A 25523-nucleotide genomic window follows, 5' to 3' on the forward strand; every position below is an offset into this window, starting at 1 on the left:
GCCGGCGGCGGCCACCGGCGCCGCGACCGCGAACCCCTCCGTAACGTTGTGCAGCCCAAATCCCACGATGAGCACGATCGCGAACCCGATCGCGCCGGTGGAGGCGGCTTGGCCGATGGCGAGGCCCTCAGAAAAATTGTGAAGACCGAGCCCCGTCGCGACCAGCAGCGTCAGTTGGTAAGCGCGCGGCATGCCCGGGGATGACCGCCGGTGGGCGGCGGCGGCGAACGTAACCAGGCCGACCAGGCCGAAGACCAGTCCCAGCACGAGCATGAACACAAGGGAGCCGAAGGTGCTCCAATGGCCGGATTTCATGGCCGCCTTGAGCGCCCCGTCGATCGGCTCCTGGGCCTTCGAGAGAATGTCCCACACGAGGAAGAGCAGCACCCCGATTGCGACGGCGTTCAACAGATTTTGGAGCGTCTTCGTCCGCGGCCCCAGCCGGGCGACCGGCAGTCCCAAATAGATGGTAAACCCGGCCAAAGCCCCGAGCGCGGTCGTCTGCCAGATTGTCATCCTCGTTTACCCCCCCCAAAGCGAGCATGTTACGACGCGTATGCGTATGCTCGTGGCGTCGGCGCCGACGATCGCATGTGCGATATTGGCTTGCCGAGCAGATTCTAGAGTGCTATGGTCAGGAATAGCCGTCAAGAGCGGCACGAGCGATGCGACCGCCAGGCCTTGCAGCGCACGGCGCCGCGGGAATCGCCAACCTCTAGTCCTCGTAAAAAGGTGGCAACTTCAGGGTGGGAAGGTTTTCGACAAGCCAGGCGGTGGCCGCCTTCCGAGCGCAGGACCGCAACATCACGGCCCAACGGATGGCCGTGTTCCAGGCGCTCGAGCGGGCCGAGGGCCATCCCACGGCGGAAGGGCTTCACGGCCGCATCCGGCGTACCGTGCCGGGCCTCGCGCTGAAGACGGTCTATGCGATTCTGCACGAACTGGCGGAACTGCGTCTGGTCGCGCCTCTCCCTCTTCCCGGAGGGGCGACGCACTGGGAGCAGAACACAACTCCCCACGGCCACCTCGTCTGCGACGTCTGCCGGCGGGTGGTGGATCTGCCGGTGGATCCCACAGTGCTGATGCCTCTCGTCCGGCAGGCCGCCCGCGGCTTCGACGCGCGAGGCGCGTCGCTGATCGTGCACGGACGGTGTGAGCGGTGCGCAGCGACTTGACCGCCGCCCGCACGTCCCCCCTCACCCGCCGGGCGTTCCTACAACGGGCCGGGGCCGCCGCGGGCCTCGCCGCCCTCGGATCACCTGCGCTCCCACGATCACCGGCCGATGCCGCCCCGCCTTCGACCGCCCGCGACGCGACGTCGAAGCCGAGGCTCGTGGCCTTCATCGCGAACAGTCTCAGCGACACCGTGACGCTCGCGGATGGGCAGTCCCTGGAACCGTTCGGGACGCTGCGCGTGGGGCGCGAGCCGCACAAATTCCACCGGAGCCTCCAGGGCGGCTCCGTCTACAGCTGCAACACCACGAGCAACGAGATGATCGAGATCGACCTTCGTACGCTGCGGCCGGTCCGGCGCATCCCGATCCTCGACCCCTACAACATCACGTTCACGGCGGACGGCCGCCATCTCTACAAGGTGGCCTTCCGCTACACGTTCGTCGAGATCCATGACGCGCGTACGTTTCGCCGCGTCAAACGGATCGAGACGGGCCGCCGGCCGAGTCACTTCGCGCTGAGCGATGATCGTGGCTGGTACGTCAACGCGAACCAGTATTCGAACGTTGTGACCGTGATTGACACCCGCAGCATGACCCTGATCCACCGCCTCCCGGTCGATCCGCTGCCGGCGGGAGTGGCGCTGTCGCCGGATGCGCGGCATCTTTTCGTCGCGAGCGGCGGCGCCGGGACCGTCACCGTGTTCGCGACCGACGAGTGGAAACTCACAAAACGCGTTCACAGCGGCAAGGACGCGCACGAGATGATCATGACGCGCGACGGCCGCACGATCTACGTCACGAACCGGGCCGAAGATACAGTCAGCGCCTTCGACGTGCCGCATCAGCGGGTGGCGGCGAAGTTCCACGTTCCCGGGGGCCCCGATATGCCGACGCTGAGCCCCGACGAGTCGCGGTTGTGGGTGTCGGGACGGTACGGCGACACGGCCACGGTGATCGACACCCGCACCCTGCGCATCCTCAACACCTTTCCCACCGGGCGTTCTCCCCACGGAGTGTTCCTGACCCGCACGCCTGCGTAACGCGCACGGCGCCGTGATCCGGCAGCCGCCCTACCCGCAATCCAGCCAGGGCCCGATAACAGACCGCGCGCACGCCGCCTAGAGTGATACCCGTGGGAGTATAGCGGCGTGCGAGCGCACCCGCCAATCGGCCGCCCCCGCGGCGGCGAGGTGAGCGCGATGCAGATGCACGTGCAGGCGCAGTGGACGTCCGGAATGCGGTTTGAGGGCGCCAACGCAGACGGGCTCCGCGCTGTGATGGACGCCGATCCTCAGCACGGCGGCACCGCCGGCGGACCGTCGCCGATGGAGACGCTGATGCTGGCCCTGGCCGGCTGCACCGGCATGGACGTCATCCCGATTCTTCAGAAAATGCGCGCGCCCGTCGATCGGTTCACGATCGAGGTGACGGCGGATCGAGCCGGCACGCATCCCAAAGTGCTGACCGCGATCCATCTGCGGTATGTGGCCGCGGGACCCGGGCTCCGGGTCGACCAGGTGGAGAAAGCGGTCGCCCTCTCCCAAGACACATACTGCTCGGTGTCCGCGATGCTGCGTAAGGCCGCTCCGGTCACGTATGACACGACGGTCATTGACACCCACGCCGAGCAACCGAGCCTCGCCGCTCCGGCGCGATAGCGAACGACGGGTGGCCCGCATGCCCGCAACGTTGCGGCTGGACAAGGACGTCGAAACGGCGATCCAGACCCGGCTCCGGCGAATCGAAGGCCAAGTGGCCGGGCTGCAGCGGATGCTGGAAACCGGGCGGGATTGCGCCGAGATCGCGCAGCAAGTCGCGGCGGCCCGCGCCGCGCTCGATCGCGTGGCCATCGATCTGGTCGCGGCGGGCCTCGAACGTTGCCTCCGCATGGAGCTGAATGGGCAGCCGCAGGCCGCGGCGACCCTCAACAAACTGAAGAAGACCTTCTTGATGCTCAAATAAAGTCCGGCGCACGCCGTATGCCAAATCGAGCACCCGGCCGATAGGCCCGGCCCTCTCCGCCGGGTACGCTGGGCTGGGATTGACGGGAGGGGATGCACAATGGATACTCCGCTGACTGGGCCTGTGGTGCTCGTACCGACCGATCTATCGCAGGCGTCCGTCGGTGCCGCGACGTACGCCGCCGATCTTGCGCGCCGGCTGGGCGGCACGCTCGTGCTGCTGAGAGTGCTTCTGCCGCGCGAGGTCGAGGAGGGCCTGGATCAGGGCAAATTCGTCGACCAGCAAATGGACGAAGGCCGCGTGTACCTGCGCTGGTGGTTCACCACATTCGTGCCGGCGGAGGCGCGGCGGACGGTCCAGCTCCACGAATTCGTCGCCGTCGGCCATCCCGAGGATGAGATCCCCGCGGTCGCCGAGACGCTGAAGGCCGCCATGGTGGTCATGGCGACCCACGCCCGGGCCGGATTCCGGCGGGCCGTGCTCGGCAGCGTGGCCGAGGCCGTGGTGCGCCATTCGCCGTGCCCGGTCATGATGTTGCGCGGCGCCCCGCAGACCTGGGCCGTCGCGACGCCCCAGACGGCGCGCGACCGGCTGGCCGCGGCAAAAGCTTCGTAGCGGGAAAGGAGACCGTCGATGCGCGCGCGCGAGTTGATGAGCACCCCGGTTGTCACGGTGCACCCGGAGGCGTCGCTCAAAGAGCTGGCGGAACTGATGGTGGCGCACAGCATCAGCGGCGTACCCGTCGTCGACCGCGGCGGCGCGCTGCTGGGTGTCGTATCCGAGTCGGACGTGATGGAGAAGATCGAGGGGGCCATCGCGGACGAGGCCGAAGCCGGGCTCCCCCGCCTCCTGACGGTGCTGGCCAAGGCGCTGGACGGCTCGCCGAAGACCACCGCGAGGTCGGTGGCCGACTTGATGACGACGCGCGTGGTGAGCGCGGGTCCCGACGCGACCGTGCAGGAGCTCGTGCACCTGATGATTACCTACGACGTCAATCGGATTCCGATCGTCGAGGCGGGACGGCTCGAGGGCATCGTGACCCGCGCCGACATTCTGCGCACGCTGGTCCGGCCCGACGCGGCCATCGCAACCGACCTTCGCTGGCGGATCGCGCACGAGCTGTGGATCAATCCGGACGCGCTCGAAATCTCCTGCCGCGGCGGCGTGGTGACGCTGGCCGGAGTCGTGGACACGCACGCGGATGCCGAACTGGTCCGGCGGTGGGCCGCCAGGACGGAAGGCGTGGTCGGCGTCGATGACCGGGATCTTCGGTACGCGCTCGACGAGCGCCGGATTCCGGTTCGCACCGACAGCCTGCGCTGACGGGAAACCGGTTCGAGACCTGAGGTGCGATCAGGCGCCCGCCCGATGCGGGCGCCTGATCGCGTTGATAGGCTGGGCGGAAATACGCGAAGAGGCGGCTGCAGCCATGGTACAATCGGGCAAGCGAACCGACGACGAGGTGCCTCCTGTGCCGGCCCCGGCCCGCGGCAAGATCCGAGTGCTCTTGGCCGACGACCACGCGATCGTCCGCCAGGGCGTCAAGATGATCCTGAGCAACGAGCCGGACATCGATGTCGTCGGCGAGGCCGAGGACGGGCTCGAGGCCGTCGAGATGGCGAAGAAGCTCAAGCCCGACGTCGCGGTCCTCGACATCAGCATGCCGGGCATCAACGGGATCGAGGCGACGCGCCAGATCAAGGCCGCGCTGCCGAACGCACACACGCTCGCGCTCACGATGCACGACGACGACACCTACGTGTTCCAGCTCCTCAAGGCCGGCGGCTCCGGGTACGTGCTCAAGCGCGCCGCGGCGACCGATCTCGTGCAGGCCATTCACGCCGTGCGGCGCGGCGAGGCGTTCCTCTATCCCTCCGTCGCGAAGGCGGTCGTCGCGGACTACCTGAAGCGGCTGGAGAGCGGCGAAGGCCGCGAACACTACGACGGCCTGACGGAGCGGGAGCGGGAAATCCTCACCCTCGTCGCCGAAGGCGCCACCAACCAGGAAATCTCGCAGAAGCTGTTCATCAGCGTCAAGACCGTGCAGACACACCGCACCCACATCATGGAAAAGCTGAACCTGCACGACCGGACGATGCTCGTCCGGTACGCGATTCGCAAGGGGCTCATCGAAGCCTGACGCCGCCGTCGGTTCGCCGCCCGACCCTCGGTTCATGCGCCCGCCCGATGGGCCGCCCGCCGGTCGCATGCGATACTCTTCCTGAAGGGCACGTTCCCAGGGAGGGCGCCGATGCGGCACGTCACGGCCCGTGAGATCATGTCGAGTCCGGTGGTCACCGCGCGTCCGGAGATGCCGGTGCGGCAGATCGTCGAGTTGATGCTCCGGTCCCGGATCAGCGGCCTGCCGGTCGTGGACGACGATCAGCGGGTGCTCGGCGTCGTCACGGAAGCCGACCTGCTCGAGAAGGAAGACCGGCCGTCGCCGCAGCCCCCGCTTCTCTCGTGGCACAGCCGCTCGCTTCGGCTCGAGCGGATGCTGGGCCGGTACCGCAAGGCGACCGGTACGGTCGCGCGCGACGTCATGACCGAGAATATCATCACGGCCGCCGAAGAGGCGACCGTCCAGGAACTGGCGCACCTCATGCTGCGGCACCGCATCAACCGGATTCTCATTGTATCGAGGGGCCGGCTCGCCGGGATCGTGACGCGGGCGGATGTCTTGAAGGTCTTCCTGCGCAGCGATGACAGCATCGTGCAGACGATCCGCGAGACGCTTGCCCGTGAGCTCTACATCGATCCGGGCACCCTCGCCGTGAAGTGCGCCGACGGCATCGTCACGGTCGCGGGCACGGTGGACCGGCACAGCGATTGGGCGCTCGTGGTCAAGTGGATCCGCGCGGTGGACGGCGTGGTGGCCGTGCGCGCGGACGACCTCGCCTACCGTATCGACGACCTCGCGCTCGGCAGGGTCGCCTTCTAGGACCGGCCGATGGCCGCGACGGTTCCCTACCCGGCCTCTCGCGAGACGGACGTCGTCCTGCGCGACGGCTCCACCCTGCACGTGCGTCCGATCCGGCCCGACGACGAGGCGGGGTTGCTGGCGTTCTACGCAGCGCTGTCCGAGGACGCGCGGGTCATGCGGTTCTTCTCGCCGCTGTCGGACGCGGCGCTCATCCAGCAGGTCCGCCGCGACCTCGGCGTGGATCACGTGCGCCGGGTCGGCCTCGTTGCCACCCACGGCCCGCGGCAGCAGATCGTGGCCGATGCCTCCTACAGCACCGTGGACGGCGACCACGCCGAGGTGGCGTTCGCGGTCGCGGACGCCTACCAGGGCCGCGGGGTCGCCACGATCCTGCTCGGGCAGCTGGCGGAGATCGCCGCCGGCCACCAGATTCACACGTTTCAGGCTTTCGTGCTGCCCGACAACCACCGTATGATCGACGTGTTCCGGCAGGCGGGATTCCCGGTTGACGTCCACTACAGCGGCTGGGAGCTGCTCGTCACCTTTCCGACGTCGCTGACCGAAGAGGCGCTCGCCAGCTTCGAGCAGCGGGATCAGGTCGCGGCGCAGAACGCGCTGCGCGCGTTCTTTGCGCCGCGCGCGGTCGCCGTGATCGGCGCGTCGCGCCACCGCGGCACGATCGGCGGGGAAGTCTTCCACAACCTGCTGCGCGACGGGTTCGAAGGGCCCGTCTATCCGGTCAACCCGGCCGCGCCGGTGGTGCAGAGTGTACCGGCCTATCCGACGGTCGGCGAGATCCCCGGCCCGGTCGACCTCGCCGTGGTGACCGTCCCGGCGGAGCACGTGTGCAACGTCGCCGCGCAGTGCGCGGACGCGGGCGTCCGCGCGCTGGTCGTCATTTCCGCCGGGTTCGGCGAAGGCGGACCGGAGGGCAAAGCCCGCCAGGCGGAGCTGGTCCGGATCTGCCGCACGAGCGGCATGCGCCTCGTCGGTCCCAACTGCATGGGTCTGCTCAACACCGACCCTGCGGTGCGGCTCAACGCGACCTTCGCGCCGCAGATGCCGCCGGCCGGACGCGTGGCGTTCTCGACGCAGAGCGGCGCGCTCGGCCTCGCGATCATCGATTACGCCGCGTCGTTGGGCCTCGGGCTGTCGACGTTCGTCTCGGTAGGCAACAAGGCCGACATCTCCGGCAACGACCTGCTCAACTACTGGGAGACCGACCCCGGCACGGACGTCATCTTGCTCTACCTCGAGTCGTTCGGCAACCCGCGCCGGTTCGCCCGGATCGCCCGCCGGGTCGGCCGCACGAAGCCGATCGTCGCAGTCAAGAGCGGCCGCTCGCCCGCGGGCACCCGGGCCACGTCGTCGCATACCGGCGCGCTCGTCGCCTCGGACGTCACGGTCGATGCGCTGTTCCGGCAGGCCGGCGTCATCCGGACCGACACGCTTGAAGAGCTTTTCGACGTCGCGTCGCTGCTGGCCAATCAGCCCACGCCGGCCGGCAACCGGGTCGCCGTCGTGACAAATGGCGGCGGCGCCGGTGTCCTCTGCGCGGACGGCTGCGAGGCCCAGGGCCTCGTGCTGCCGGCCTTCGGGGAAGAGACGCAATCGCGCCTCCGCGCTCTGCTGCCGCCGGAGGCGAGCGTGCAGAACCCGGTCGACATGCTCGCCGCGGCCAGCGCGGATCAGTACCGCCAGACCGTCGGTATCGTCGCCGCCGATCCCAACGTGGACGCGGTCGTCGTCATCTTCGTGCCGCCGCTCGTCACCGAGGCCGCGGACGTCGCCGAGGCCCTCGTCGAGGCGGCGCGGAAGATCGACCGGCGCAAACCGATGCTCACGGTGTTCATGTCCACCCGCGGTGTGCCGGAAGCGCTGCGCGCGCACGACGTGCGGTTGCCGTCCTACGCCTTTCCCGAGGCCGCCGCGATCGCCCTCGCGAGAGCCGCCCGCTACGGCGAGTGGCGGTCGCGCCCGCCCGCCCCTCTGCCCGCGTTCACGAACATCCGGCGGGGGGACGCCCGGGCGGTCATCACGTCGGCCCTCGACCGCGGAGCCGGCTGGCTCACCGGCGGGGAGACCGAGGCACTATTCCGGTGCTACGGTCTGCCGCTCGTATCGCAGCGGGCCGGGGCCACCCCGGCCGAGGCCGTCGCAGCCGCTGAGGCCTTGATGCGCGACACCGGCGCCGGGGCGGTCGCGCTCAAAGCCACGGGGCCGCAGCTCCTCCACAAGACGGACGTCGGAGGGGTCCGGCTGGGCCTGGCCAGTCCGGAAGCGGTGCAAACGGCGGCCGGCGAGATCGAGCGGGCCGTGGCCGCGGCGGGCCTCGAGGCGACCGGATGGCTCGTCCAGGCGATGGCCGCGCCGGGCACGGAGATGATCGTCGGCGTCGTGCACGATCCCCGCTTCGGCCCGGTCGTCGCGTGCGGCGCCGGCGGGACGCTCGTGGAGGTGCTGCGCGACGTCGCCGTCCGGCTCACACCGCTCACCGAACGGGACGCGCGCGAGATGATTGCCGATCTCAAGATCGCCCCCGCGCTCGCGGGGGTCCGGGGACGGCGGCCGGCCGATGTCGGCGCCCTGACCGACGTAGTCGTCAGAATCGGCGCCATGGTCGAGGACCTCCCGCAGATCGCCGAGCTCGACTGCAACCCGGTGATCGTGCACGAGCACGGCGCCACCCTTGTCGATGTGCGCGTACGCGTCGCGCCGGTGGAGGTGCCGCCGCTGCTGGGGCGGGCGCCGTAGTGCCCGCCACCCGCTACCGCTCCAGGTACGTCCTCAGTTTCTCCCAGTAGGAGGAGACCCAGCCGCCTCGCTTTGCCCGGTAGTCGCCGTTGGGCACGCCCCGCTGTGTAAAGCGAAGGCGCGTGCCGCCGCGGACAGGGGTCAGCGCAAACGTGACGGTGGAATAGTGGTACGGCGGCCAGTTCCGCGAGCGCCAGAACTGCACGATCTTCCGGTCGGGCACAAGTTCGAGCGTGACGCCTTCGAGATAGCCGCCGTAGGCGGTGAACCGTCCGCCCGGGCGCCGCTCGATCCGGGCCGGGCTGCCGGTGAACGCGCTGTGTTTGCGCGAGTCCATAAGCGCCTCGTACACGGCGCGCGGGCTCGCCCTGAACGTGGCGGTCTGCCGGATCGTCTTCGGCATGACGTCCCTCCTCTGTACCGAACGCTCGCCGTTCCCTTGGTCAGGCCGGATCCGACCGCCTCGCAAGGAAGCGGCCGCCGCCTCGACGGCGCCGCAGCGCGCCGCCGTCGACGAGGATCTCGCCGCGCCGGAGCGTCGTCACAGGCCATCCACGGACGCGCCGGCCCTCGTACAGAGTGTAGCCGCTCTGCCCGATCTGGTCCTTGCTGCGGAGCTCGACCTCGCGGTCGGGGTCCATGATCACAAGATCGGCGTCCAGACCGGGGGCGATCGCGCCTTTGTGCTCGAGGCCGAAGATCCGCGCGGGCGCTTCGCTCAACACGCGGGCCAGCAGCGGAAGCGGAAGCGCGCGGCGGCAGAACGCGTCCCACATCACCGGCAGCAGCGTCTGCACGCCGGGCGCGCCGTACCAGGCGTCGAAGATGTCCCGGTATCCCGCCGCCTTGGTCTCGCGGGAGTGCGGCGAGTGGTCGGAGCCGACCGCATCGATGCGGCCGGCCGCGAGATGGCGCCACAGACCCTCGTTGGCCGCCGCGTCGCGGAGCGGCGGGCTGATCTTGGCAAGCGGCCCCCAGCGGGTCAGCAGCTCGTCGGTCAATTCCAAGTATTGCACGCAGGTCTCCGCCCAGACGCGCTGCCCGTCGCGCCTGGCGTCCTCGATGAGATCGACCCCGCGGGGCGTGCTGACGTGCACGACGTACAAGGGACACCCTGCCGCCCGGGCGTAGCCGAGGGTCTTGGCCACCGCGATCCATTCGGCCTCGTGGGGATGGGTCCAGCGGTAGTCCGATGGGCCGTTCCTCCCGGCCGCGCGCTGGACGGCGATGCGGGCGTCGATCAACTCACCGTCCTCCGCGTGCACGAGGAGCACCCCGCCGCGGCGGCCGATCGTGTCCATCGCCCGGATCAGAAAGGCGTCGGAGGCCATTCGCCCGATCGACTTGTACGCGCAGAACAGCTTGAACGACGGGATGCCCGCGGCGAGGAGTTCCGGGATCTGCTCGAGCGTGCCCGGGCGTTCCGGCAGCCAGGCGTGAAACGAGAAGTCGATCGGCGCCTCGCGGCGTCCGAGGTCGCGGAACTCCTCCAAGAGGTCGAGCGGCGTCGCCTGAACCGTGGCGGTCGGCAGGAGGTGCACGAGCGCGGTCGTGACCCCGCCCGCCGCCGCGGCCTCCAGCACGGTCGGCAGGTCGTCGACGTGGTGGCTGTGGATGCGGCAGTGGACGTGCGGGTCGATCACTCCGGGCAGCACCACTTTGCCCGCGGCGTCGATGACGCGCGCGGCCTCTCCGAGCGTGCCCGGCGCGCCGAGCGCGGCGATCAGGCCGTCGCGCACGCCGACGTCGAGCCGGCGGACCGCCGAGGACGTGACAACGTCCCCGCCCGTGACGACGAGATCGAACGCCTTCACGTCCATCGCACGGCGATCACCGGTCTCGAAGCCGAACAACGAACTTCAATCCAGACCAAACGTCGTCCACCGCACACACCTTTACATCCACAAGGCCCGCGGCGAGTCCGACCTCGCGAACGACGTTCTCGTCGAGGTCGGTCACGACTCCTGATGACTTCTTTGGCCACGAGATCCAGAGTATGGCGTCCGGCTTCATCGAATCGCGGAGCCTCTGTATTTCGCGGTTCAACGCGGCGCGCCGGCTGGCAAAGAAGTGAATGAAGTCCTGCCCCTTCCCGAGTTTCCCGGCAACTTCCAATCTCCCGACCTTCGATATCTCGCGCTGGTATCCATCCGGCGCTCCGGAATACCAGATTTTCTGCCCGGCTTTAATGCCGAGCTTCCGGGGGAGCGGGGTCCCGGAGTAACCGGCGGTCTTCATCGTCTCTCTTCGCCTCTCTCTGATTGTACAGCCATTTCTCCGGACCAATCGTCCGCATCACTTGGTCTCGCCGGCAACGGCGTTGCCGCACCGGGAAGGGTCCGGATGCGGCGAGCCTTGAATTGGAGCTCATGCCATCCCGCGGTTTCGCCTCGCCCCCGACCGCGCTGCGCCGCAAGGCCGCGGCCGTGGACCGCGTGCTGCGGGGCCTGTATCGGCTGCGGCCGTGGCGCTCCCGCGATCCGCTCGGCATGCTGATCGGAACGATCCTCTCCCAGCACACGAGCGACACGAACAGCGACCGAGCCTACGCGCAGCTCCGCCGCCGTCTTCCGACGTGGGAGGCCGTTCGCGCGGCCTCCACCGCGCAGATCGCCGCGGCGATCCGGCCCGCGGGGCTCGCCTCGCTCAGAGCGCCGCGGATCCACGCCGTGCTGCGGCGCCTCGAGCGCGAGCGCGGCCGGCTGTCGCTCGCGTTTCTCCGCCGGCGGCCGCGCGACGAGGCGCGGGCGTGGCTGCGGAGCATCCCCGGCGTGGGCCCGAAGACCGCGGCGATCGTGCTGCAGTTCGGGCTCGCGAAACCGGCGTTCGCGGTCGACACGCACGTCGACCGCGTCGGGCGCCGCCTCGGGCTCATTCCGGCGCGCATGTCCACCGAGGACGCGCACGCCTGGATGGAAGCGCTGGTACCGCCCGCGCGGTACGGGCCGCTCCACCGCTTCCTGGTGCGGCACGGCAGGGAAGTCTGCGCGGCGCGACGGCCGCGCTGCGAGGTGTGTCCGATCCGGCCCTGGTGCGATTACGCCGCTGCGCTGAAGAGGGGCGATCCGAGCAGGGCGCGGTCGACGCGCACCCCGAGACCGGGACCGGAGGGCGCCTGACCGATCCCGGCGTGCGAGCGCGGCTCGTAGCCGCAGAGATGCTCCTTCACCCAATCGTTCATGAACGAGACGGTGAAGAGTGCCCGGGCGGACGTACTCGCGGCGAGATGGCTGACCGCCGCGGTCACGAGGTCGCCGCCCCACGTATCCTCGATGGTCACGCGCAGCCCGAGCGATTCCGCGAGGTCCCGCAGGAGGCGCGCCTTGGTAAGGCCGCCGACCTTGCTGATCTTAAGGTTGAACGCTTCGAGTCCTCCGGCCGCCGCGGCGCGCAGCAGCGACGGCACGTCTGTGATCACTTCATCGAGAACCATCGGCAGCGTCGTGTGGCGGCGCACGGCGAGACACTCCTCGAGCGTCGCGCACGGCTGCTCGAGGTAGACGCGCGGCAGCGGGTCCAAGAGCCGCGCCGCCACGATCGCGTCCTGCAGCGCCCAGCCGCCGTTCGCGTCGGCGATCACGACGTCGTCGTCCCCGGTCGCCTCGAGCACCCGCCGCACGCGGGCGAAGTCCTCGTGGGGGCGCCCGCCGACCTTGAGCTGAAAGCGGTGGATGCCTTCCGCCCGCCGCGCCGCGGTGTACGCCGCCATATCGGCCGGCGTCCCGAGCGGCACCGCGAAGTAGAGCGGATACCGGTCCTGGCGGCGGCCGCCCAACAGGACCGTGAGCGGACACCCGGCCGCCTGCCCGAGGAGATCCCAGCACGCGATGTCGATCGGACTCTTGGCATAGGCGTGCCCGGCCAAGGCGCCGTCCAGCCGGTCGTTAACCGGGCCTAGATGCCGGGGGTCGGCGCCGAGGAGCGCCGGTGCCATCGCGCGAATCGCCGCCCGCGCGCCGTCCGCGAACGCGGGCAGGTAGGTGGTCCCGAGCGGGCAAACCTCGCCCCACCCCTCCGCGCCTTCGTCGGTGACGAGACGAACGACCGTGCTCGGCAGCGCGGCGACCTCGCGTCCGCCCGACATCACGTACGTGCCGTGGATGTAGTGGAGATCGTATCCGTAGACCTCGACGCGGGCGATCTTCACGAGATCTTGGCCGGGGGCAAGAGGCGCTTCGACAGCCGGCACACCATCGTATAGGCGGGATCGTAGACGTTGGCGAGATCGTAGCGCGCAGCCTGGCCGAGCAGCAGGTGGGCGCCGCGCGCGTCGAGTCCGTAGCCGTCGACGAGCCAGCGGACCATCTCGGTCGTCGCGTGCTGCACGCACTGGTCGAGCGGCCGCGCGTTGCCGAGTGTGAAGATCTCGTCGGCGGTCTCGCCGCGCGGCCATTCGAGCGGCGCCCGTTTGGTGAGCGTGAGCGTGAAGCGCACGTCGAACGAGATCTCGACGCCGGTGCCGGCGATCTCGCCGTCGCCCTGGACCGCGTGGCCGTCGCCGATATAGAACAGCGCGCCCGCCGCGAAGACGGGAAAATGGGCGGTCACGCCGGCCACGAACCCCCGGTAATCCATGTTGCCGCCGTGCGTCGAGGACGTGGCGGTGGAGATCGCCTGGCCCCGCGCCGGGGCCACGCCGAAACACCCCACCATCGGATCGACCGGGAGCGTGAGACGGCCGAGGCGCGTCTCCGGCTCGAGCAGCGTCGCGGTGCCGGCCTCCACGTCGACGTCCCAGCGCCCCTGGACCGGTCCCGGCGCTTCTGCGACCGCCTCGGGATCGAGGACGTTCGGCGCGATCGCCGTAGCGCTCCAGCCCCAGCGCCGGTTCGGCCGCAGCACCTCGAGCCGCACGCTGAGCCGGTCGCCCGGCTCGGCGCCGTCCACGAAGAACGGCCCCGTCTGGGGGTTCCCGCGCTCGGTGACCTGCCGGCCGGACGCGTCCTGCCCGCGCGCGTCCACGGTGGTCGTCATGACGGTGTCGCCGGAGGCGACGACGAGCGCGGCCTCCCGCGTGGCCATGGTCGTGTGGTAGGCCTGGGGGACGAACCGGTGAACGGCCATCTTTGGTTGCGCCCCGGCTCTACGCCGGGCGAGACGGCTTCGCGCCGATGCCGCGCATGAACTGGTCCTTCACGAGGACCGGGTCGCGTTCCGGGCGCGCGGCGCCGGGCTCCTGATTCACCAGCGCGCCGATGAAGCGCGGACCGCGCCCCGCGAGCGCCTCACCGATCAGCCGCTCGAACTCAGCCTCGTCCCGCGCCCACTCGCTCTGCACGATGCCCGCTCCGCGCGCCACCGCGACGAGATCGGTGGCCTCCGCGGTGGCGGCCGTCTGACCGCCGGTGATCTGGTACGTCCCGTTGTCCCAGACGATGACCGTCAGGTTCTGCGGCGCAACCATCGCGACGGTGGCGAGCGCGCCGAGGCTCATCAACACCGAGCCGTCCCCTTCGATCACGAAAACACGGCGCGACGGCTGCGCGAGGGCCACGCCGAGGGCGATCGGCACCGCGAGGCTCATGCTGCCGAGCATGTAGAAGTTCTCCGGCCGGGGGCCGGCCGCGAACAGATCGAAGTTGGCGTTCCCGATGCCGGCGACCACGATCTCGCCGTGGGTCAGGCGCTCAACGAGCCGCCGCGTCAGGTCGAGCCGGCTCATCGCCTTGCCGCCCACCCTGCCGCGCGCGTCCGTGCCGGCCGCGTCCATCGCTCCCCTACCCTTCCATCTTGCCGCCGGTCAATCTCGGCGACAGGATCAGCGCCGCGGGCTGCTGGGTGCGGTGGCACTGGTGGAGGGTGCGGGTCACGAGAAACTCGACCTCGTCCTCCCGCTCGAGCGTGACGTGCGGGATGCCGAGCGCGTCGAGCGCAGGCCGGATCACCCGGGAGATCGGCACCTGGACCGCGTTGAACTCGCCGAGCACGCCGCGTTCCGAGATCACGAGCACGACAGGCAGCTGGTACGGCACGAGCAGCGACGCGAGCGCGTTGGGGATGTTGCCGAACCCGCTGCTCTGCATCAACACCGCCGCCGGCGCCCCTCCGAGCGACGCGCCGGCGGCGATGCCAACCGCCTCTTCCTCCCGCGTCGCGGAGAACGCGGTGACGCCGGGATGGGCCTGAAACCCGTCGATGAGCGGGATCAGCACCTTGTCCGGCACGTACGTGACGAACCGGATTCCGCCGCCGGTAAAGCACTTGATCATCGTGCCGGACCACTCGCTCATGCGCGCGCTCGGCCGGGCGCCGTCTATCGCACGACGACCGTCGCCTTCATGCCGAACTCATCGTGCACGGCGCACGTGTACTCGAACGTGCCCGGCTTCGTGAACGTGAGACTGTAGCTCCGCACGCCCGGCCCTTCCGTCATCATGAACCCGGAGTTGTAGAATCCCGTCCCCTGGTGGACGCCGCCGCCCGACGGGGCCATGACCTCGGGAGTCACGAGCAGCGTGGGCGGCCCCTGCTTTTGAGGGACCATCGTCGCGATATCGAAATAGCGCTTCCCGACCCCGAACGAGACGGTGTGCAGCTCGGTCGGGTCCTGCATCACCCACGTGACCGTATCACCCCGGTTGATCGCGAGGCTTTGGACCGGGAAGCGGTAGACCGTGGCACCGTCTTTCATCGAACCGACGAGGTTCAGTGTGTAGGTACGCTTTCCGTTGGCGACCGCGACCACGGGCTTTGCCGCCGTCCGGAGCGCCGCGGCTTTCGCCAGCGCGGCCTGCGCCTGCGCGGCGCCCGCCTGATCGTACTGCGCCTGGGTCATCGGATACGCGCTGCCCGCGGGCTGGACGACGACGGTCCCTTCCATCCCCGGATGGAACATGCAGAGATACTTATAGGTGCCCGCTTTCGTGAAGGTCACCGTGTAGCTCTGCGGTGCCTGAGGATCGGCAAGCAGCGCGCCGCCGCTATTGGACCCGGCGCCGTCATAGATCTTCCGCGGCGTGGCAAAGAAGACGGCCGGGTTCCACAGCAGCTGCCCTTTGGACTTGCCGGGGATGATCAGATCCGGGTTCTTCTGGCCCGCCGGGAAGTAAATGGTGTGCTCCGACGCGGCCCGCGTCCATTGGACCGCGTCCCCTTCATCGATAGTGATCTGCCCCGGGAGAAACAGCAGCGCCTGATCCGCCTGGTTCGTGGCGGACGCCCCGGCCCGCACGATCCAGGTCTTTGCCGCGCCCGCCTGCGGCGGCAGCGGAACAAGCAGCAGCATTCCCACGGCCAGTACCACGGCAATAACCCTAGTCATTCACGCACCCCCCGCGCGTACATCGTGTCGCGAACCGACAGCATGGTCTTCGAACGGAACCGGAATTTCCATTCGTGTGTCCTGATTCCTCCAAGGTTGACGGTATCTTGACCGCTCCCGTCACCCCGTCTCCCACTCAGTACACCGCGGCGGTCTCCCTCTCGGCAGGCAGATCTGCGAAATGCTCATCGTGCCCGACGATGTACAAGTCAAGGTCTGAGTAGAAATCAGGGCTTTCTGAGACAAAAGAGCCGCCGAGTAGAGCCCCAAGCACTTCCTCACACAGACGGACACCCCACCAGCGCGCCCATCCGCCGAACCGGACCGTCTCACTCGCACGGGCGCAACAGAACCTCGTTGCTTTGCGCCGCTCCGAGTGTTCCCGACGTGCCCCACGTCCACAAGCCCACGACCTCGCGGCGTTCGTCTATGACCGGCGATCCGCTAAACCCGTGCTCGGCACGCCCCTGGAGTCCGATGCTCAGGACCCTCGTACGATCCCGCGCCCGGAACACTCGGATGACGGAGCCCGCTGTGACCTGCGGGCTCAGCGGGGATGCGGTCGGCCCGAAGCCGATCACCCAAATGCGCGTGCCGGCGATCGCTTCACCGGCGATGGGCAGAAACGGAAAGTCCGGCAACCGCCCCGTATGCACCTCCGCAGAGAGATGACCGCCGGCGGGCACGCTCCACGACAGGTGTCGGAACGGAAGCGTCGAGGGTACCACGTGGATCAGTGCCACGTCCCGGCCGAGGTGCACGGGGGTGGTGGGATCGATGGTATCTGCATCATAGAGGAGAGCATTCGTGCATCCAACGTTAACGTCGAACAATTCAAGGCCCAGGCTTGAATGGATTACGGCGATTAACCGATAGCGACTTGGCTCATTGACGGCCCGAGCGACCACGTGACTGTTGGTCACGGCCGTGCCGTCCGAAGCGATAAAGAATCCCGTGCCTCGCGAAACTGTGGCCACCTGCTCATTGAGCGATCTCTGCGCCACCTGGATTTCAAACACGGTTTCCCACGGCACAGGCGGCTGGGCCGCCAAGGGAGACGAGACCGTCACGAGGGCGACGACGACCAAGCGTATCCTGATCAACTTACGACCCATTGATCAGCGCACCGGTCGCTTGGACCATACGTGGTAACGGTACCGTCCGGATTCATCCTCAATCAGATGGTCCGGGACATAACGGTGGACGTCGGTCGGACAGTTTGGGCTTGAGGCACTAATTAGCGGAGTGCGATCAGGCGGCCACGCGGCGCCGCGGTGTTGGCCGGCGGGCAGGTGGGCACTATGCGCCGCAGTGGGGCCGATTATGACGCCGGTGTCGTTGGTGACAAGCAACCCACGACTGAGCGCCGCCTGGACGAGGTCGCTGACAGTTGGCATGGTTTGCTCATTGCGGTAATGCACATCTCGGAACTTCCGCAGACACGATGACACTATCCGGCGTCTACCGGACCTGGCTTGCCACTAATGCCTGCTGCTCCTTCCAGAGCGCATATAACGGCCCCGATGTCTCAAGCGAGACATCCTCGAGATGCACGAGCCCGTCTTCGGCCACGGGTCGCAGGACCCTGGCACCGTGTGAGAGACCGATCGGCAGCAGCCGCTCCCGCACTGCTGTCGCCGCGTCGTCGACGAGCCCGTACACCGTGGCGCCGCCTTCGCCGTCGAGCACCTCGCCCGCACGCAGCGCGCGCTTGGCCGCCGACACCACCGCCGCGCAGGGAACCGGCCTCGGTGTCCCCGTGGGCGCGCCGTCGAGGACCGCCCGCGCCGCGCTGACCGGCAGCTCGAGCCCGACGAGGTGATACGGGCGGTAGAACGAGGCATAGCGGCCGCTCGCATCGACCGCGAGCCCGTAGTCGCGGAACGCGCCCCGCACGTACGGGCGCGGCGACGTAAAGACGACGTACACGCCCCAGCGGAGATCGTTCGGCACCGGCCGCCCGTCACGGTCGATGGAACTGACCACCTCCACCACGCCGGAGTGGCCGAGGATGCCGCCCTCCTCTCGGGGCTTGAGGACTTCGGGGAGGCGGTCGGTCCCGACCGGTGGAAAGTGCATGCCGCGCACGTCGGGACGCAGGCCGGTCATGTTGGCGACCGCGGCCATCTCGATGGCGCTCTTCGTCCCGTCGGTGAACGAGTTGTACATCTTGGGGTTGAGGCCGGCGCCGGCGTGCCCGGGCATGCCGTAGCGTTCCCAGATGTCGTCGGGGGTGCCCTTGCGGTAGGCCGGAAGGTACTTCGTGCCCTTCCCCGCCGCGACGACTTCGAGCCCCAGCGCGGCCGCCCAGTCGTACAGTTCGTAGATCAACGCCGGCTGGTCGCCGTACGCGGCGGAGTACACGACCCCGGCCTCGTCGGCGGCGCGGCGCAGCACCGAGCCGACGAGCACATCGGCTTCGACCGTCACCATCACGACGTGGCGGCCGCGGCGGATCGCGGCCTGCGCCGTGGCGGCGGCGGCCTCGGGACTCCCGGTCGCGTCCACGACGACGTCCAGGTCGCTCTCGACAAGCACGGCGCTGTCGGTGGTGACGACCGAATCCCCGCGCGCGATGACCGGATTCGCGCGGCCGGCGCGGTCCGCCTCGACGACGCGGTCGCCGGCGACGCCGCCGAGCGCGAGGGCGGCGCGGGCCCGGGCCGGGTCGAGGTCGGCCACGACGGACGGGCGCATCCCGCGCATCGCCGCCAGCTGGCAGACAATCATGGTCCCGAACCGGCCGGCGCCGACGACGCCCACCCGGATCGGACGGCCTTCCCGCTCGCGGGCGGCCAGGCGTTCGTTCAACATGCAGGCCTCCCCGGTATGATCGCAGGCAGCGCACCGCGGCCGCCGGCAGGCGGCCGCGGACAGACGCCGCGGCCGGCTGGCGACGCCAGCCGGCCGGGTGCGCTTATACCGTCACGTGGACTCGATCGGCTCCGCTAGTGTACGTGTCCGCAGCCGCACGCGCCGCCGCCGCAGCAGCCGCCGCCGGACGGGAGATCTCCGGCGTCGGACGCCCCGGTGCGCGCCCCCGTCATCACCATCACGGGCGTGAAGACGCGCCTGGCGGCCGCCTTGCCGCACTTCGGACAGGCCGGCAAGCCGCGGCTTTCGTATTCGGCGACCGTCGCGATGATCTCGAACTCGTGGCGACAGGACGCGCAGCGAAACACGTACGTCATCGGCGATCACCCATCCCTCAAATGTACTCCCCTGCCGATTCGTCCGGCGGCGGCGGTTCTCCTCCGCCGTCCGCTCCGCCTATTCCTCGGTGATCTCCCAGGCGTGGGAGATCTCCACGCATCCCTTGAGCGTCTGCGCGATGGGACAGCCGCGCTCGAATACCGCAAGCGCGCGCTCGGCGTCGGCGCGTTTGCCCTGCGGGATGCGGAGATGATAGGTGACGCGCATCGTCGTCAGCCGCATCACGCGTTCCGGCGCCTCGATCGTGCCTTCCGCCTCGGTCCAGAGCTTGTCCGGGTGACTTGGGATCCCGCGCGCCTCCAGCGCGCCCGCGAGGGTGCCGGTCAGTCAGCCCGCGGCCGCGCCGACGAGGTGGTCGAGCGTGCTCGGGAGCTCCTCCTCGGGTTCCATCTTGTAGAAATCCTTGATGCCGGTGTTCACGCCGTACCGGACCGGCTCGGGAAAGTCTCCGAGGAAGGCCCGCCGGTTGGGACGCTTCTCCTGGTAGACGCGGGCCCGTGCGAGGTGCACGACGCTCATCGATCGCCTCCCTTTCGTTCCACGATCGCGGCGGCGCATCGGCGCCGATCGCCGCGCGTCCGCTGCCGCCGGACCGTGTAACCCTTGATAAAGGAAAGAAGCGCGGCCGGCGGACGCGCGGGCTCAGCGTCCGGTCCAGCGGGGCGTACGCTTGTCGAGGAAGGCCGCGACGCCCTCCTGGAAGTCGGCGCTGTTGTAGCACATGCCGATGAGATCGTGGCCGCGGCTCTCGGGAAGCAGCCGGTTGATCACGCGGCGGACGGCTTCCTTGCTGGCGCGGAGCGTCAGCGGCGGCGCCGCGGCGATCGCCTCGGCGAGCTCGCGCGTGCGCGCCTCCAGAATCTCCGGCGGAACGACCTCGTTCACGAGGCCCCACGCGAGCGCCTCGCGCGCCTCGACGTGCCGCGCCGTAAAGATCATTTCCTTGGCGCGCGCCGGGCCGATCAACGCCACCATGCGGGCGTAGTTGTTCATGGACAGGCAGTTGCCGAGCCGGATCACCGGGATGCCGAACCGTGAATCTTCGGAGGCGATCCGGAGATCGCACGTCATGGCGATGCCCATGCCGCCGCCGACCGCGAACCCGCGGATCGACGCGATCGTCGGCTTGCCGACGGCTTCCAACCGGCCGGTCACTTCGTCGATGCGCTCTTCGTACTCGATGCCGGCCTGCGGGTTGCCGCGGAAAGCGGGAAACTGCGAGATGTCGGTGCCGGAGATGAACGCGCGGCCGCCGGCGCCCGTGACGACGAGAACGCGGATGCGATCGTCACGATCGACTTCCTCGCAGATCTCGACGAGGCGCTGGTACATCGCCCACGTCATCGCGTTCCGCTGCTCGGGGCGGTTGACGGTGAGCCGCGCCACCCCACCCTCGACGTCGAAGAGCATATGAGCAGAGCCGGCCGTGGCGGGCGTCGGCACCTAGCCGGCCTTCGCCTTGTCGGGCGGCGCGGGCGCCTCGGCCGCCGGAGCGTCCGCGGGCGCGCTCGGCTCCGGCGTCGTTACGGCGCGGCGAAGCAGATCGCCGGCGATGTCGCCGATGGTGACGCGCCCGGACGGTTCCTGGCTGGAGATGTAGTCTTTGACCTGCTGGCGCTCGCGCTGCCGCGCGAGCCGCTTCAGGCTGAGGATCATGCGGCGCTCTTCGACGCGGACCTCCGTGACGAGCGCCTCGATCGTCTGCCCCACGGTCAAGACGTCCTCGACCTTTCCGACGCGCTTGTCCGCGAGCTCCGAGATCGGCATAAACGCGTCCACCTCGCCCAGGCGCACGAAGGCCCCGGACGCGACCGTCCGCACGACCTTGCCGGACACCGTCTGGCCCGGCCGGTACGTTTCGCCGAGATGCTGCCAGGGATCGGGCAGGATGTGCTTGAGCCCGAGCGAAATGCGCCCCGCCTCCTGGTCGACGCGGAGCACCGCGACCTTGAGCCGCTGGCCGCGGCGCACGACCTCGGACGGATGCTTGATGTAGGTCCATGACATCTCGCTGATCGGCAGGAGCGCATCGACGCCGCCGATGTCGACGAACGCGCCGAAATCGGTGAGGCGCTTCACGGTGCCCTCGCGAATCTCGCCCTCCTCGAGCGAGGTCAGGAGCTCGCCGCGCCGCTTCGTGCGCTCTTCGGCCACCGCCGTCTTGTGCGAGAGAATGACGCGGCCCTTGCCGCGATCGACCTCGATGACCTTGAGCGGAATGCTCTGGCCGACCAGCGACTCGAACTGGCGGCCCTTCGCCTCAGAGAGGTCGACGTGGCTGCCGGGAACGAAGCCGCGAAGCCCCAGGTCGACGACCAGCCCGCCTTTGACCTTGTCCACGACCATCGCGTGCAGGACAACGCCGTCCCGGTGGGCCTCCTGGATGCGGTCCCACGCGCGCGCGAGATCGGCCCGCTTCTTGCTCAGCAGAATGTTGCCTTCCTCGCCCTCGACCTTCATCACGTAGACGTCGATCTTGTCGCCGACCGTGATGCCTTCGACGGCGTCGCCGCGGGCGGAGAGCTCTTTGGGCGGGATGAAGCCCTCCGACTTGGCGCCCACGTCCACGAGAACGCCTTCGCTGTCGACCCGGACCACGGTACCCTGAACGATCTGCCGCTCGGTGAGGGCCGGCATGTGGGCGAAGTCGACGTCGTCGCCCGAGTTCGGTTGTGTTTTATCGTCGATCATTGCCACAGCCACCTTTCCATCACCCGGCCGGCCCGTCCCGCTCCACGCGGGAACGCGCGGGGCATGTCCGCGGCCGGGATGTCATTGGTTCTCTGGACCGTTCATCGCTCCTGCCCGCTCGCCCAAGAGGCGCCGCATCGATTCCGGCAGGCGCCGCGCCCGTCCGCCCCGGTCGACGGCCGCGTGAACCATCCAGCCGTCGGCGAGCAGCACGCCGTCCGCGGCGCGGACCAGTTCGTAGCCGAACGACAGCCGGGCCGGGCCGAGCTCTCGAAGCCGCGTACGGAGAGTGAGGACGTCATCGTAGCGTGCGGGGTGCCGGTAGCGGCAGTGGGCCTCAATCACCACCAACAGCCATCCGTCCTCCTCGAGCTGCGCGTACGATCGCCCGCACGCGCGGATGTACTCGGTGCGGCCCGCTTCGAACCACACCAGGTAGCCCGCGTGATGCGCCACCCGCATCTGATCCGTTTCCGCGTACCGCACTCGAATGTCAAGTTCCGAGACGTACACAGGGGACCTCCGAATGCTGCGGCAATGCCCACGGTTCGACGGCGACGCCGACGCATCCCGCCGGCCGGACCCGCGCCCGCGGGGTGCAGCCTCCGAGGTCCTGCCCATGTCATACGGAGGTCCGGCCGATCCGGTTCTGGCGCGGCCGGAAACACCCGAGCCCGGCGCCCGCCTAGCGGGGGCGCCGGGCCCGGAACACGCGCGGCCGCCGCTACTGCAGCGACACCTGCTCCATATGGAAGAACATCTGCAGCGGGTTGAGCGTGAAGCCGCGGACGTTCGTCCGCGCCGCCCGCACCTGGTTCGTATAGTTCATGAAGATGCCGGGCGCGTCGTCGTGGAGCATCCGGTTTGCGTCCATGTAGATCTGCGCGCGCTTCGGCTGGTCGGAGACGAGCCGGCCCTGCTGGATCAGCTTGTCGAACGCGGGGTTGTGGTGCCGCGTGCAGTTGTTGGTCCGCGCCGCGCCGTTCGCCTCGCTCCATTCAAAGAGATCGCCGAGGAAGTTGTCGGGGTCGCCGTTGTCGCCGGACCATCCGCAGATCGCGAAGCCGGACCACTCCGTGTGGCGCAACCGCTGGAGGTAGGCGCCCCATTCATACTGGGTGATCTTGACGTTCACGCCGACCTTCGCGAGGTAGCTCTGGGCCGCCTCACCAAGCTTGGCCCCGCCCACCGGGTTGTACCCGCGCGGGTTCGCGTAGACCATCATCTCCGCGGTAAAGCCGTTGGCGAACCCGGCCTCTTTCAGCAGTTCCTTGGCCTTGTTGACGTCGTACGGGTACGGCTTGACGTCTTTCGCGTAGCCCCACAGCACCGGCGGCATGCCCTGCGTCGCGGTCGTGGCGCCGCCGTAGAGGCCCTTGTTGATCGCCTCCTTGTCGACCGCGTAGTTCATCGCCTGGCGGACCCGCTTGTCCTTGAACGGATCGAGCCCGTTGTTCATCGCGACGTAGAGAATCGTGAGGCCCGCCTGCGTATACAGCTTGAGCGCCTTGTTGCCGGTCACCCGCGAGTAGTCGGACGGCGGGACGTCGGCAAGAACCTGCACCTCGTTGCGCTCGAGCTTGAGCATCCGCGTCGCGCTCTCGGGGACGACCTGGAACACGAGGCGGTCCACCTTCGGCCGCCCGCCCCAGTACGCGGCGTTGGCATCGACCGTGACGTGATCGTTGCGGACGGCTTCCACGAACTTGAACGGCCCCGTGCCCACCGGGTGCTGGCTCGCGTCGCAGTTGTACTTCTTGGTCGCCTCCGGGGAGACGATGCCCTGCCAGATCATCGCCAGGCTCGAGAGGAACGGCGCGTTCGACTGGGGCAGCGTGAACCGCAATGTGTAGTCGTCGACGACATCCATCTTGGCGACGGTGTTGTCCTTCGCCGACCCGAACGTGAAGTCGTCGTACGTGTCGACCGACTTGCGGTTGAAGACGTAGCACGGGTTCTGCGGATTGATCGCCCGATCCACGTCGGCCGCGACCGTGTGCGCGTTCATCGGCGTGCCGTCGTGGAACGTGACGCCGCGCCGCAGCTTGAACGTGTAGACCTTGCCGTCGGGCGAGATAGTCCACGATTCGGCGAGGCCGGGGCCCGGGATGCTCGATCCGACCTTGTAGTTCACGATCGAGTCGTAAATCGTGGACATGATGAAGCCCGACTCGTTGTTCTCGACGGTCTGCGGATCCATGCCGGTCTGATCGGCGCCGATGGCGATGACCAGCGTCTTTGCCGCCTGGGCCTGCGCGACGCCCCAGAATCCGAGCGGCGTCATCGCCAGGATGAGGAGCAGCGGAAGCCACCTACGCGGCCGTGCGTGACTCATGCACCACCTCCCCCTTCGAGCACGCGGCCGCCGCGGCGACAGCGCGTCGCGGCAACACGTCGCTGGCGTTAGGATACGCGCCGGGCGGTGAGCGGCCCTCCGTGGCCGGGCGCCGCGCGGCGAAAATGGAACGGCCCCGTCCGGTTGGGCGCGGGCGTCGGCGTCGCGCCTCGGGACGGGGCCGTGTCGGAACGGTGCCGGTCGGTCAGCGGACGCGCGCGGCCGGCAGTCCGCGCAGCTCGGCGGCTCGGCGGGTCGCGCGCGCAATCGCGCGTCCGACCGTCGCCAGGAATCCGCCCTCCGTAAGCACTTCCATGGCGGCCATCGTCGTTCCCCCCGGAGACGTCACCCGCGCGCGCAGGACGGCGGGGTCGTCTCCGGTCTCGACCAGCATCTTCCCGGCGCCGAGCACCGTCTGCGAGACCAGCTCGATGGCAACTTCGCGGTCCAGGCCCTCGCGCTGGGCGGCCTCGATCATCGCCTCGGCCAGGAGGTAGACGTACGCAGGACCGCTGCCGGAGACGCCGGTCACGGCATCAAAGAAACGCTCCGGTATCTCGACGACGCGCCCGACCGCCTCGAAGAGCGCGCGCGCCACGCGCAGATGCGCGTCGTCGGCGTGGCGGCCGCCGCAGATCGCGGTCGCGGACTCGCCGACGGCGGTCGACGTATTCGGCATGGCGCGGACCACGGCGACCGAGCCGAGCGCCGTCTCAATCGTCTCAAGCGGGATGCCCGCCGCGACGGAGATGACGAGGTGCCGCGCCTCCACATGCCCCGCGATCTCGCCCAACACCTCCGGCACCGCGGACGGCTTCACGGCGATGACGATGACGTCGGCGTCACGGACGAGCCGCACCTTGTCCCGGGTCGTGACGACGGACCGCTCGCGGGCCAGCCGCGCCAGACGGACGTCGTTGCTGCGGTTGGTCACGAGGCAGCGCTCCGGCGTGACCACGCCGCGGCCGAGCAGACCGCGCACGAGCGCGTCTACCGCGTTGCCGGCGCCGATGAATCCGATCGTGCCAGACCATCTCATGGCCGTGTCCTCCGACGCCGGCGCATCCCGCCGGCTAGTCCCCGCAAGGGGGCGACGCCGGCGCATCCCGCCGGCCAATCCCCGCGTCAGCGGGGGCCGAAAAATAAATCGCCCCTCTCGCCAAAGGGCGAAAGGGACGCTTCCGCGGTACCACCTTTGTTCTCCCACCG

The 25523-nt window shown here is 69.1% G+C and carries 29 protein-coding genes; 10 read left to right on the plus strand and 19 right to left on the minus strand.

Features of this window, described 5'->3' with window-relative positions:
- A partial coding sequence (locus VKT83_15395) for a zinc permease (protein HLY23849.1) occupies positions 1 to 516 on the minus strand: 516 nt, incomplete at its 3' end.
- A 257-nt stretch (positions 517 to 773) separates the two neighbouring features.
- On the opposite strand from VKT83_15395, the gene VKT83_15400 reads away from it, so the two are divergent.
- The 9 genes from VKT83_15400 (at position 774) to VKT83_15440 (ending at position 8814) form a co-directional block, all read left to right on the plus strand.
- Positions 774 to 1175 carry a transcriptional repressor gene (locus VKT83_15400; protein ID HLY23850.1) on the plus strand — a complete coding sequence of 134 codons (402 nt, stop codon included), beginning with the start codon at positions 774 to 776 and terminating at the stop codon, positions 1173 to 1175.
- Positions 1160 to 2215 carry a twin-arginine translocation signal domain-containing protein gene (locus VKT83_15405; GenBank protein ID HLY23851.1) on the plus strand — a complete coding sequence of 352 codons (1056 nt, stop codon included), beginning with the start codon at positions 1160 to 1162 and terminating at the stop codon, positions 2213 to 2215. Before VKT83_15400 ends, VKT83_15405 begins: the two co-directional genes overlap by 16 nt.
- Before the next feature lie 108 nt (positions 2216 to 2323).
- The gene (locus VKT83_15410; protein ID HLY23852.1) at positions 2324 to 2833 is read left to right on the plus strand and encodes an OsmC family protein; all 510 of its coding nucleotides are present in this window, start codon (positions 2324 to 2326) and stop codon (positions 2831 to 2833) included.
- 19 nt (positions 2834 to 2852) lie between these two features.
- Positions 2853 to 3137 (plus strand): metal-sensing transcriptional repressor, encoded by a 285-nt coding sequence (locus VKT83_15415; protein HLY23853.1) that lies wholly within the window; start codon positions 2853 to 2855, stop codon positions 3135 to 3137.
- 99 nt (positions 3138 to 3236) lie between these two features.
- Positions 3237 to 3752 carry a universal stress protein gene (locus VKT83_15420; protein ID HLY23854.1) on the plus strand — a complete coding sequence of 172 codons (516 nt, stop codon included), beginning with the start codon at positions 3237 to 3239 and terminating at the stop codon, positions 3750 to 3752.
- A gap of 18 nt (positions 3753 to 3770) precedes the next feature.
- Entirely contained in the window at positions 3771 to 4460 is a 690-nt protein-coding gene (locus tag VKT83_15425; protein HLY23855.1) for a CBS domain-containing protein, read from the plus strand.
- A 106-nt stretch (positions 4461 to 4566) separates the two neighbouring features.
- Entirely contained in the window at positions 4567 to 5277 is a 711-nt protein-coding gene (locus VKT83_15430; protein HLY23856.1) for a response regulator transcription factor, read from the plus strand.
- A 111-nt stretch (positions 5278 to 5388) separates the two neighbouring features.
- Positions 5389 to 6078 (plus strand): CBS domain-containing protein, encoded by a 690-nt coding sequence (locus tag VKT83_15435; protein HLY23857.1) that lies wholly within the window; start codon positions 5389 to 5391, stop codon positions 6076 to 6078.
- A gap of 9 nt (positions 6079 to 6087) precedes the next feature.
- Positions 6088 to 8814, plus strand: a complete 2727-nt coding sequence (locus VKT83_15440; protein ID HLY23858.1) for a GNAT family N-acetyltransferase — start codon at positions 6088 to 6090, stop codon at positions 8812 to 8814.
- A 13-nt stretch (positions 8815 to 8827) separates the two neighbouring features.
- On the opposite strand, the gene VKT83_15445 is transcribed toward VKT83_15440, so the two are convergent.
- From VKT83_15445 to VKT83_15455, 3 genes are read right to left on the minus strand one after another with little or no spacing between them, the layout of a single operon-like run.
- Entirely contained in the window at positions 8828 to 9217 is a 390-nt protein-coding gene (locus tag VKT83_15445) for an SRPBCC family protein (protein ID HLY23859.1), read from the minus strand.
- A gap of 40 nt (positions 9218 to 9257) precedes the next feature.
- The gene (locus tag VKT83_15450; protein HLY23860.1) at positions 9258 to 10634 is read right to left on the minus strand and encodes an amidohydrolase family protein; all 1377 of its coding nucleotides are present in this window, start codon (positions 10632 to 10634) and stop codon (positions 9258 to 9260) included.
- A 10-nt stretch (positions 10635 to 10644) separates the two neighbouring features.
- Positions 10645 to 11052, minus strand: coding sequence for a DUF3052 domain-containing protein (locus tag VKT83_15455; protein HLY23861.1), 408 nt, complete (start codon positions 11050 to 11052; stop codon positions 10645 to 10647).
- Between the two features lie 131 nt (positions 11053 to 11183).
- Between VKT83_15455 and VKT83_15460 the strand changes: the two genes are divergently transcribed.
- Positions 11184 to 11933 carry an endonuclease III gene (locus VKT83_15460; protein HLY23862.1) on the plus strand — a complete coding sequence of 250 codons (750 nt, stop codon included), beginning with the start codon at positions 11184 to 11186 and terminating at the stop codon, positions 11931 to 11933.
- Here VKT83_15460 and VKT83_15465 read toward each other — a convergent pair.
- The 15 genes from VKT83_15465 to proC all read right to left on the minus strand — a co-directional run bounded on the left by VKT83_15465 (position 11852) and on the right by proC (position 25353).
- The gene (locus VKT83_15465) at positions 11852 to 12961 is read right to left on the minus strand and encodes a mandelate racemase/muconate lactonizing enzyme family protein (protein ID HLY23863.1); all 1110 of its coding nucleotides are present in this window, start codon (positions 12959 to 12961) and stop codon (positions 11852 to 11854) included. The two genes, VKT83_15460 and VKT83_15465, sit on opposite strands and share 82 nt — an antisense overlap.
- Positions 12958 to 13878, minus strand: coding sequence for an acetamidase/formamidase family protein (locus VKT83_15470; GenBank protein HLY23864.1), 921 nt, complete (start codon positions 13876 to 13878; stop codon positions 12958 to 12960). The genes VKT83_15465 and VKT83_15470 overlap by 4 nt, the downstream gene beginning before the upstream one ends.
- A 19-nt stretch (positions 13879 to 13897) precedes the next feature.
- Complete coding sequence (locus VKT83_15475; protein HLY23865.1) at positions 13898 to 14524, minus strand: thiamine pyrophosphate-dependent enzyme; 627 nt, start codon at positions 14522 to 14524, stop codon at positions 13898 to 13900.
- A gap of 7 nt (positions 14525 to 14531) precedes the next feature.
- Complete coding sequence (locus tag VKT83_15480; GenBank protein HLY23866.1) at positions 14532 to 15044, minus strand: thiamine pyrophosphate-binding protein; 513 nt, start codon at positions 15042 to 15044, stop codon at positions 14532 to 14534.
- 23 nt (positions 15045 to 15067) lie between these two features.
- Positions 15068 to 16075: a plastocyanin/azurin family copper-binding protein gene (locus VKT83_15485; GenBank protein ID HLY23867.1), complete on the minus strand. Its 1008-nt coding sequence runs from the start codon at positions 16073 to 16075 to the stop codon at positions 15068 to 15070.
- A gap of 329 nt (positions 16076 to 16404) precedes the next feature.
- Positions 16405 to 17190 carry a trypsin-like peptidase domain-containing protein gene (locus tag VKT83_15490; GenBank protein ID HLY23868.1) on the minus strand — a complete coding sequence of 262 codons (786 nt, stop codon included), beginning with the start codon at positions 17188 to 17190 and terminating at the stop codon, positions 16405 to 16407.
- Positions 17191 to 17536: 346 nt separating this feature from the next.
- Positions 17537 to 18889, minus strand: coding sequence for a flagellar biosynthesis protein FlgA (locus tag VKT83_15495; GenBank protein HLY23869.1), 1353 nt, complete (start codon positions 18887 to 18889; stop codon positions 17537 to 17539).
- 134 nt (positions 18890 to 19023) lie between these two features.
- The gene (locus tag VKT83_15500; protein HLY23870.1) at positions 19024 to 19266 is read right to left on the minus strand and encodes a zinc ribbon domain-containing protein; all 243 of its coding nucleotides are present in this window, start codon (positions 19264 to 19266) and stop codon (positions 19024 to 19026) included.
- 79 nt (positions 19267 to 19345) lie between these two features.
- Complete coding sequence (locus VKT83_15505; GenBank protein HLY23871.1) at positions 19346 to 19615, minus strand: OsmC family protein; 270 nt, start codon at positions 19613 to 19615, stop codon at positions 19346 to 19348.
- Positions 19616 to 19807 carry a hypothetical protein gene (locus tag VKT83_15510; protein HLY23872.1) on the minus strand — a complete coding sequence of 64 codons (192 nt, stop codon included), beginning with the start codon at positions 19805 to 19807 and terminating at the stop codon, positions 19616 to 19618.
- A 123-nt stretch (positions 19808 to 19930) separates the two neighbouring features.
- Positions 19931 to 20731, minus strand: a complete 801-nt coding sequence (locus VKT83_15515; protein ID HLY23873.1) for an enoyl-CoA hydratase/isomerase family protein — start codon at positions 20729 to 20731, stop codon at positions 19931 to 19933.
- Positions 20732 to 21979, minus strand: a complete 1248-nt coding sequence (locus tag VKT83_15520) for a S1 RNA-binding domain-containing protein (GenBank protein HLY23874.1) — start codon at positions 21977 to 21979, stop codon at positions 20732 to 20734.
- Positions 21980 to 22060: 81 nt separating this feature from the next.
- A complete protein-coding gene (locus VKT83_15525) occupies positions 22061 to 22492 on the minus strand; it encodes a thioesterase family protein (GenBank protein HLY23875.1) in 432 nt (143 codons plus the stop codon).
- A 211-nt stretch (positions 22493 to 22703) separates the two neighbouring features.
- Positions 22704 to 24314 carry an ABC transporter substrate-binding protein gene (locus tag VKT83_15530; GenBank protein HLY23876.1) on the minus strand — a complete coding sequence of 537 codons (1611 nt, stop codon included), beginning with the start codon at positions 24312 to 24314 and terminating at the stop codon, positions 22704 to 22706.
- 205 nt (positions 24315 to 24519) lie between these two features.
- On the minus strand, positions 24520 to 25353 hold the full coding sequence (gene proC / locus VKT83_15535) for a pyrroline-5-carboxylate reductase (GenBank protein ID HLY23877.1): 834 nt from the start codon (positions 25351 to 25353) through the stop codon (positions 24520 to 24522).
- Positions 25354 to 25523 lie beyond the last annotated feature (170 nt).

The sequence above is a fragment of the bacterium genome, assembly GCA_035308905.1.
In the GTDB taxonomy this organism is placed as follows: Bacteria; Sysuimicrobiota; Sysuimicrobiia; order Sysuimicrobiales; family Segetimicrobiaceae; genus DASSJF01.

Coding starts and splice junctions, on each gene's coding strand:
- VKT83_15415 (HLY23853.1), top strand. CDS start 2,853: ATGCCCGCAACGTTGCGGCTGGACAAGGACGTCGAAACGGCGATCCAG.
- VKT83_15420 (HLY23854.1), top strand. CDS start 3,237: ATGGATACTCCGCTGACTGGGCCTGTGGTGCTCGTACCGACCGATCTA.
- VKT83_15425 (HLY23855.1), top strand. CDS start 3,771: ATGCGCGCGCGCGAGTTGATGAGCACCCCGGTTGTCACGGTGCACCCG.
- VKT83_15430 (HLY23856.1), top strand. CDS start 4,567: ATGGTACAATCGGGCAAGCGAACCGACGACGAGGTGCCTCCTGTGCCG.
- VKT83_15435 (HLY23857.1), top strand. CDS start 5,389: ATGCGGCACGTCACGGCCCGTGAGATCATGTCGAGTCCGGTGGTCACC.
- VKT83_15440 (HLY23858.1), top strand. CDS start 6,088: ATGGCCGCGACGGTTCCCTACCCGGCCTCTCGCGAGACGGACGTCGTC.
- VKT83_15445 (HLY23859.1), bottom strand. CDS start 9,217: ATGCCGAAGACGATCCGGCAGACCGCCACGTTCAGGGCGAGCCCGCGC.
- VKT83_15450 (HLY23860.1), bottom strand. CDS start 10,634: ATGGACGTGAAGGCGTTCGATCTCGTCGTCACGGGCGGGGACGTTGTC.
- VKT83_15455 (HLY23861.1), bottom strand. CDS start 11,052: ATGAAGACCGCCGGTTACTCCGGGACCCCGCTCCCCCGGAAGCTCGGC.
- VKT83_15460 (HLY23862.1), top strand. CDS start 11,184: ATGCCATCCCGCGGTTTCGCCTCGCCCCCGACCGCGCTGCGCCGCAAG.
- VKT83_15470 (HLY23864.1), bottom strand. CDS start 13,878: ATGGCCGTTCACCGGTTCGTCCCCCAGGCCTACCACACGACCATGGCC.
- VKT83_15475 (HLY23865.1), bottom strand. CDS start 14,524: ATGGACGCGGCCGGCACGGACGCGCGCGGCAGGGTGGGCGGCAAGGCG.
- VKT83_15480 (HLY23866.1), bottom strand. CDS start 15,044: ATGAGCGAGTGGTCCGGCACGATGATCAAGTGCTTTACCGGCGGCGGA.
- VKT83_15485 (HLY23867.1), bottom strand. CDS start 16,075: ATGACTAGGGTTATTGCCGTGGTACTGGCCGTGGGAATGCTGCTGCTT.
- VKT83_15490 (HLY23868.1), bottom strand. CDS start 17,190: ATGGGTCGTAAGTTGATCAGGATACGCTTGGTCGTCGTCGCCCTCGTG.
- VKT83_15495 (HLY23869.1), bottom strand. CDS start 18,889: ATGTTGAACGAACGCCTGGCCGCCCGCGAGCGGGAAGGCCGTCCGATC.
- VKT83_15500 (HLY23870.1), bottom strand. CDS start 19,266: ATGACGTACGTGTTTCGCTGCGCGTCCTGTCGCCACGAGTTCGAGATC.
- VKT83_15510 (HLY23872.1), bottom strand. CDS start 19,807: ATGAGCGTCGTGCACCTCGCACGGGCCCGCGTCTACCAGGAGAAGCGT.
- VKT83_15520 (HLY23874.1), bottom strand. CDS start 21,979: ATGATCGACGATAAAACACAACCGAACTCGGGCGACGACGTCGACTTC.
- VKT83_15530 (HLY23876.1), bottom strand. CDS start 24,314: ATGAGTCACGCACGGCCGCGTAGGTGGCTTCCGCTGCTCCTCATCCTG.
- proC (HLY23877.1), bottom strand. CDS start 25,353: ATGAGATGGTCTGGCACGATCGGATTCATCGGCGCCGGCAACGCGGTA.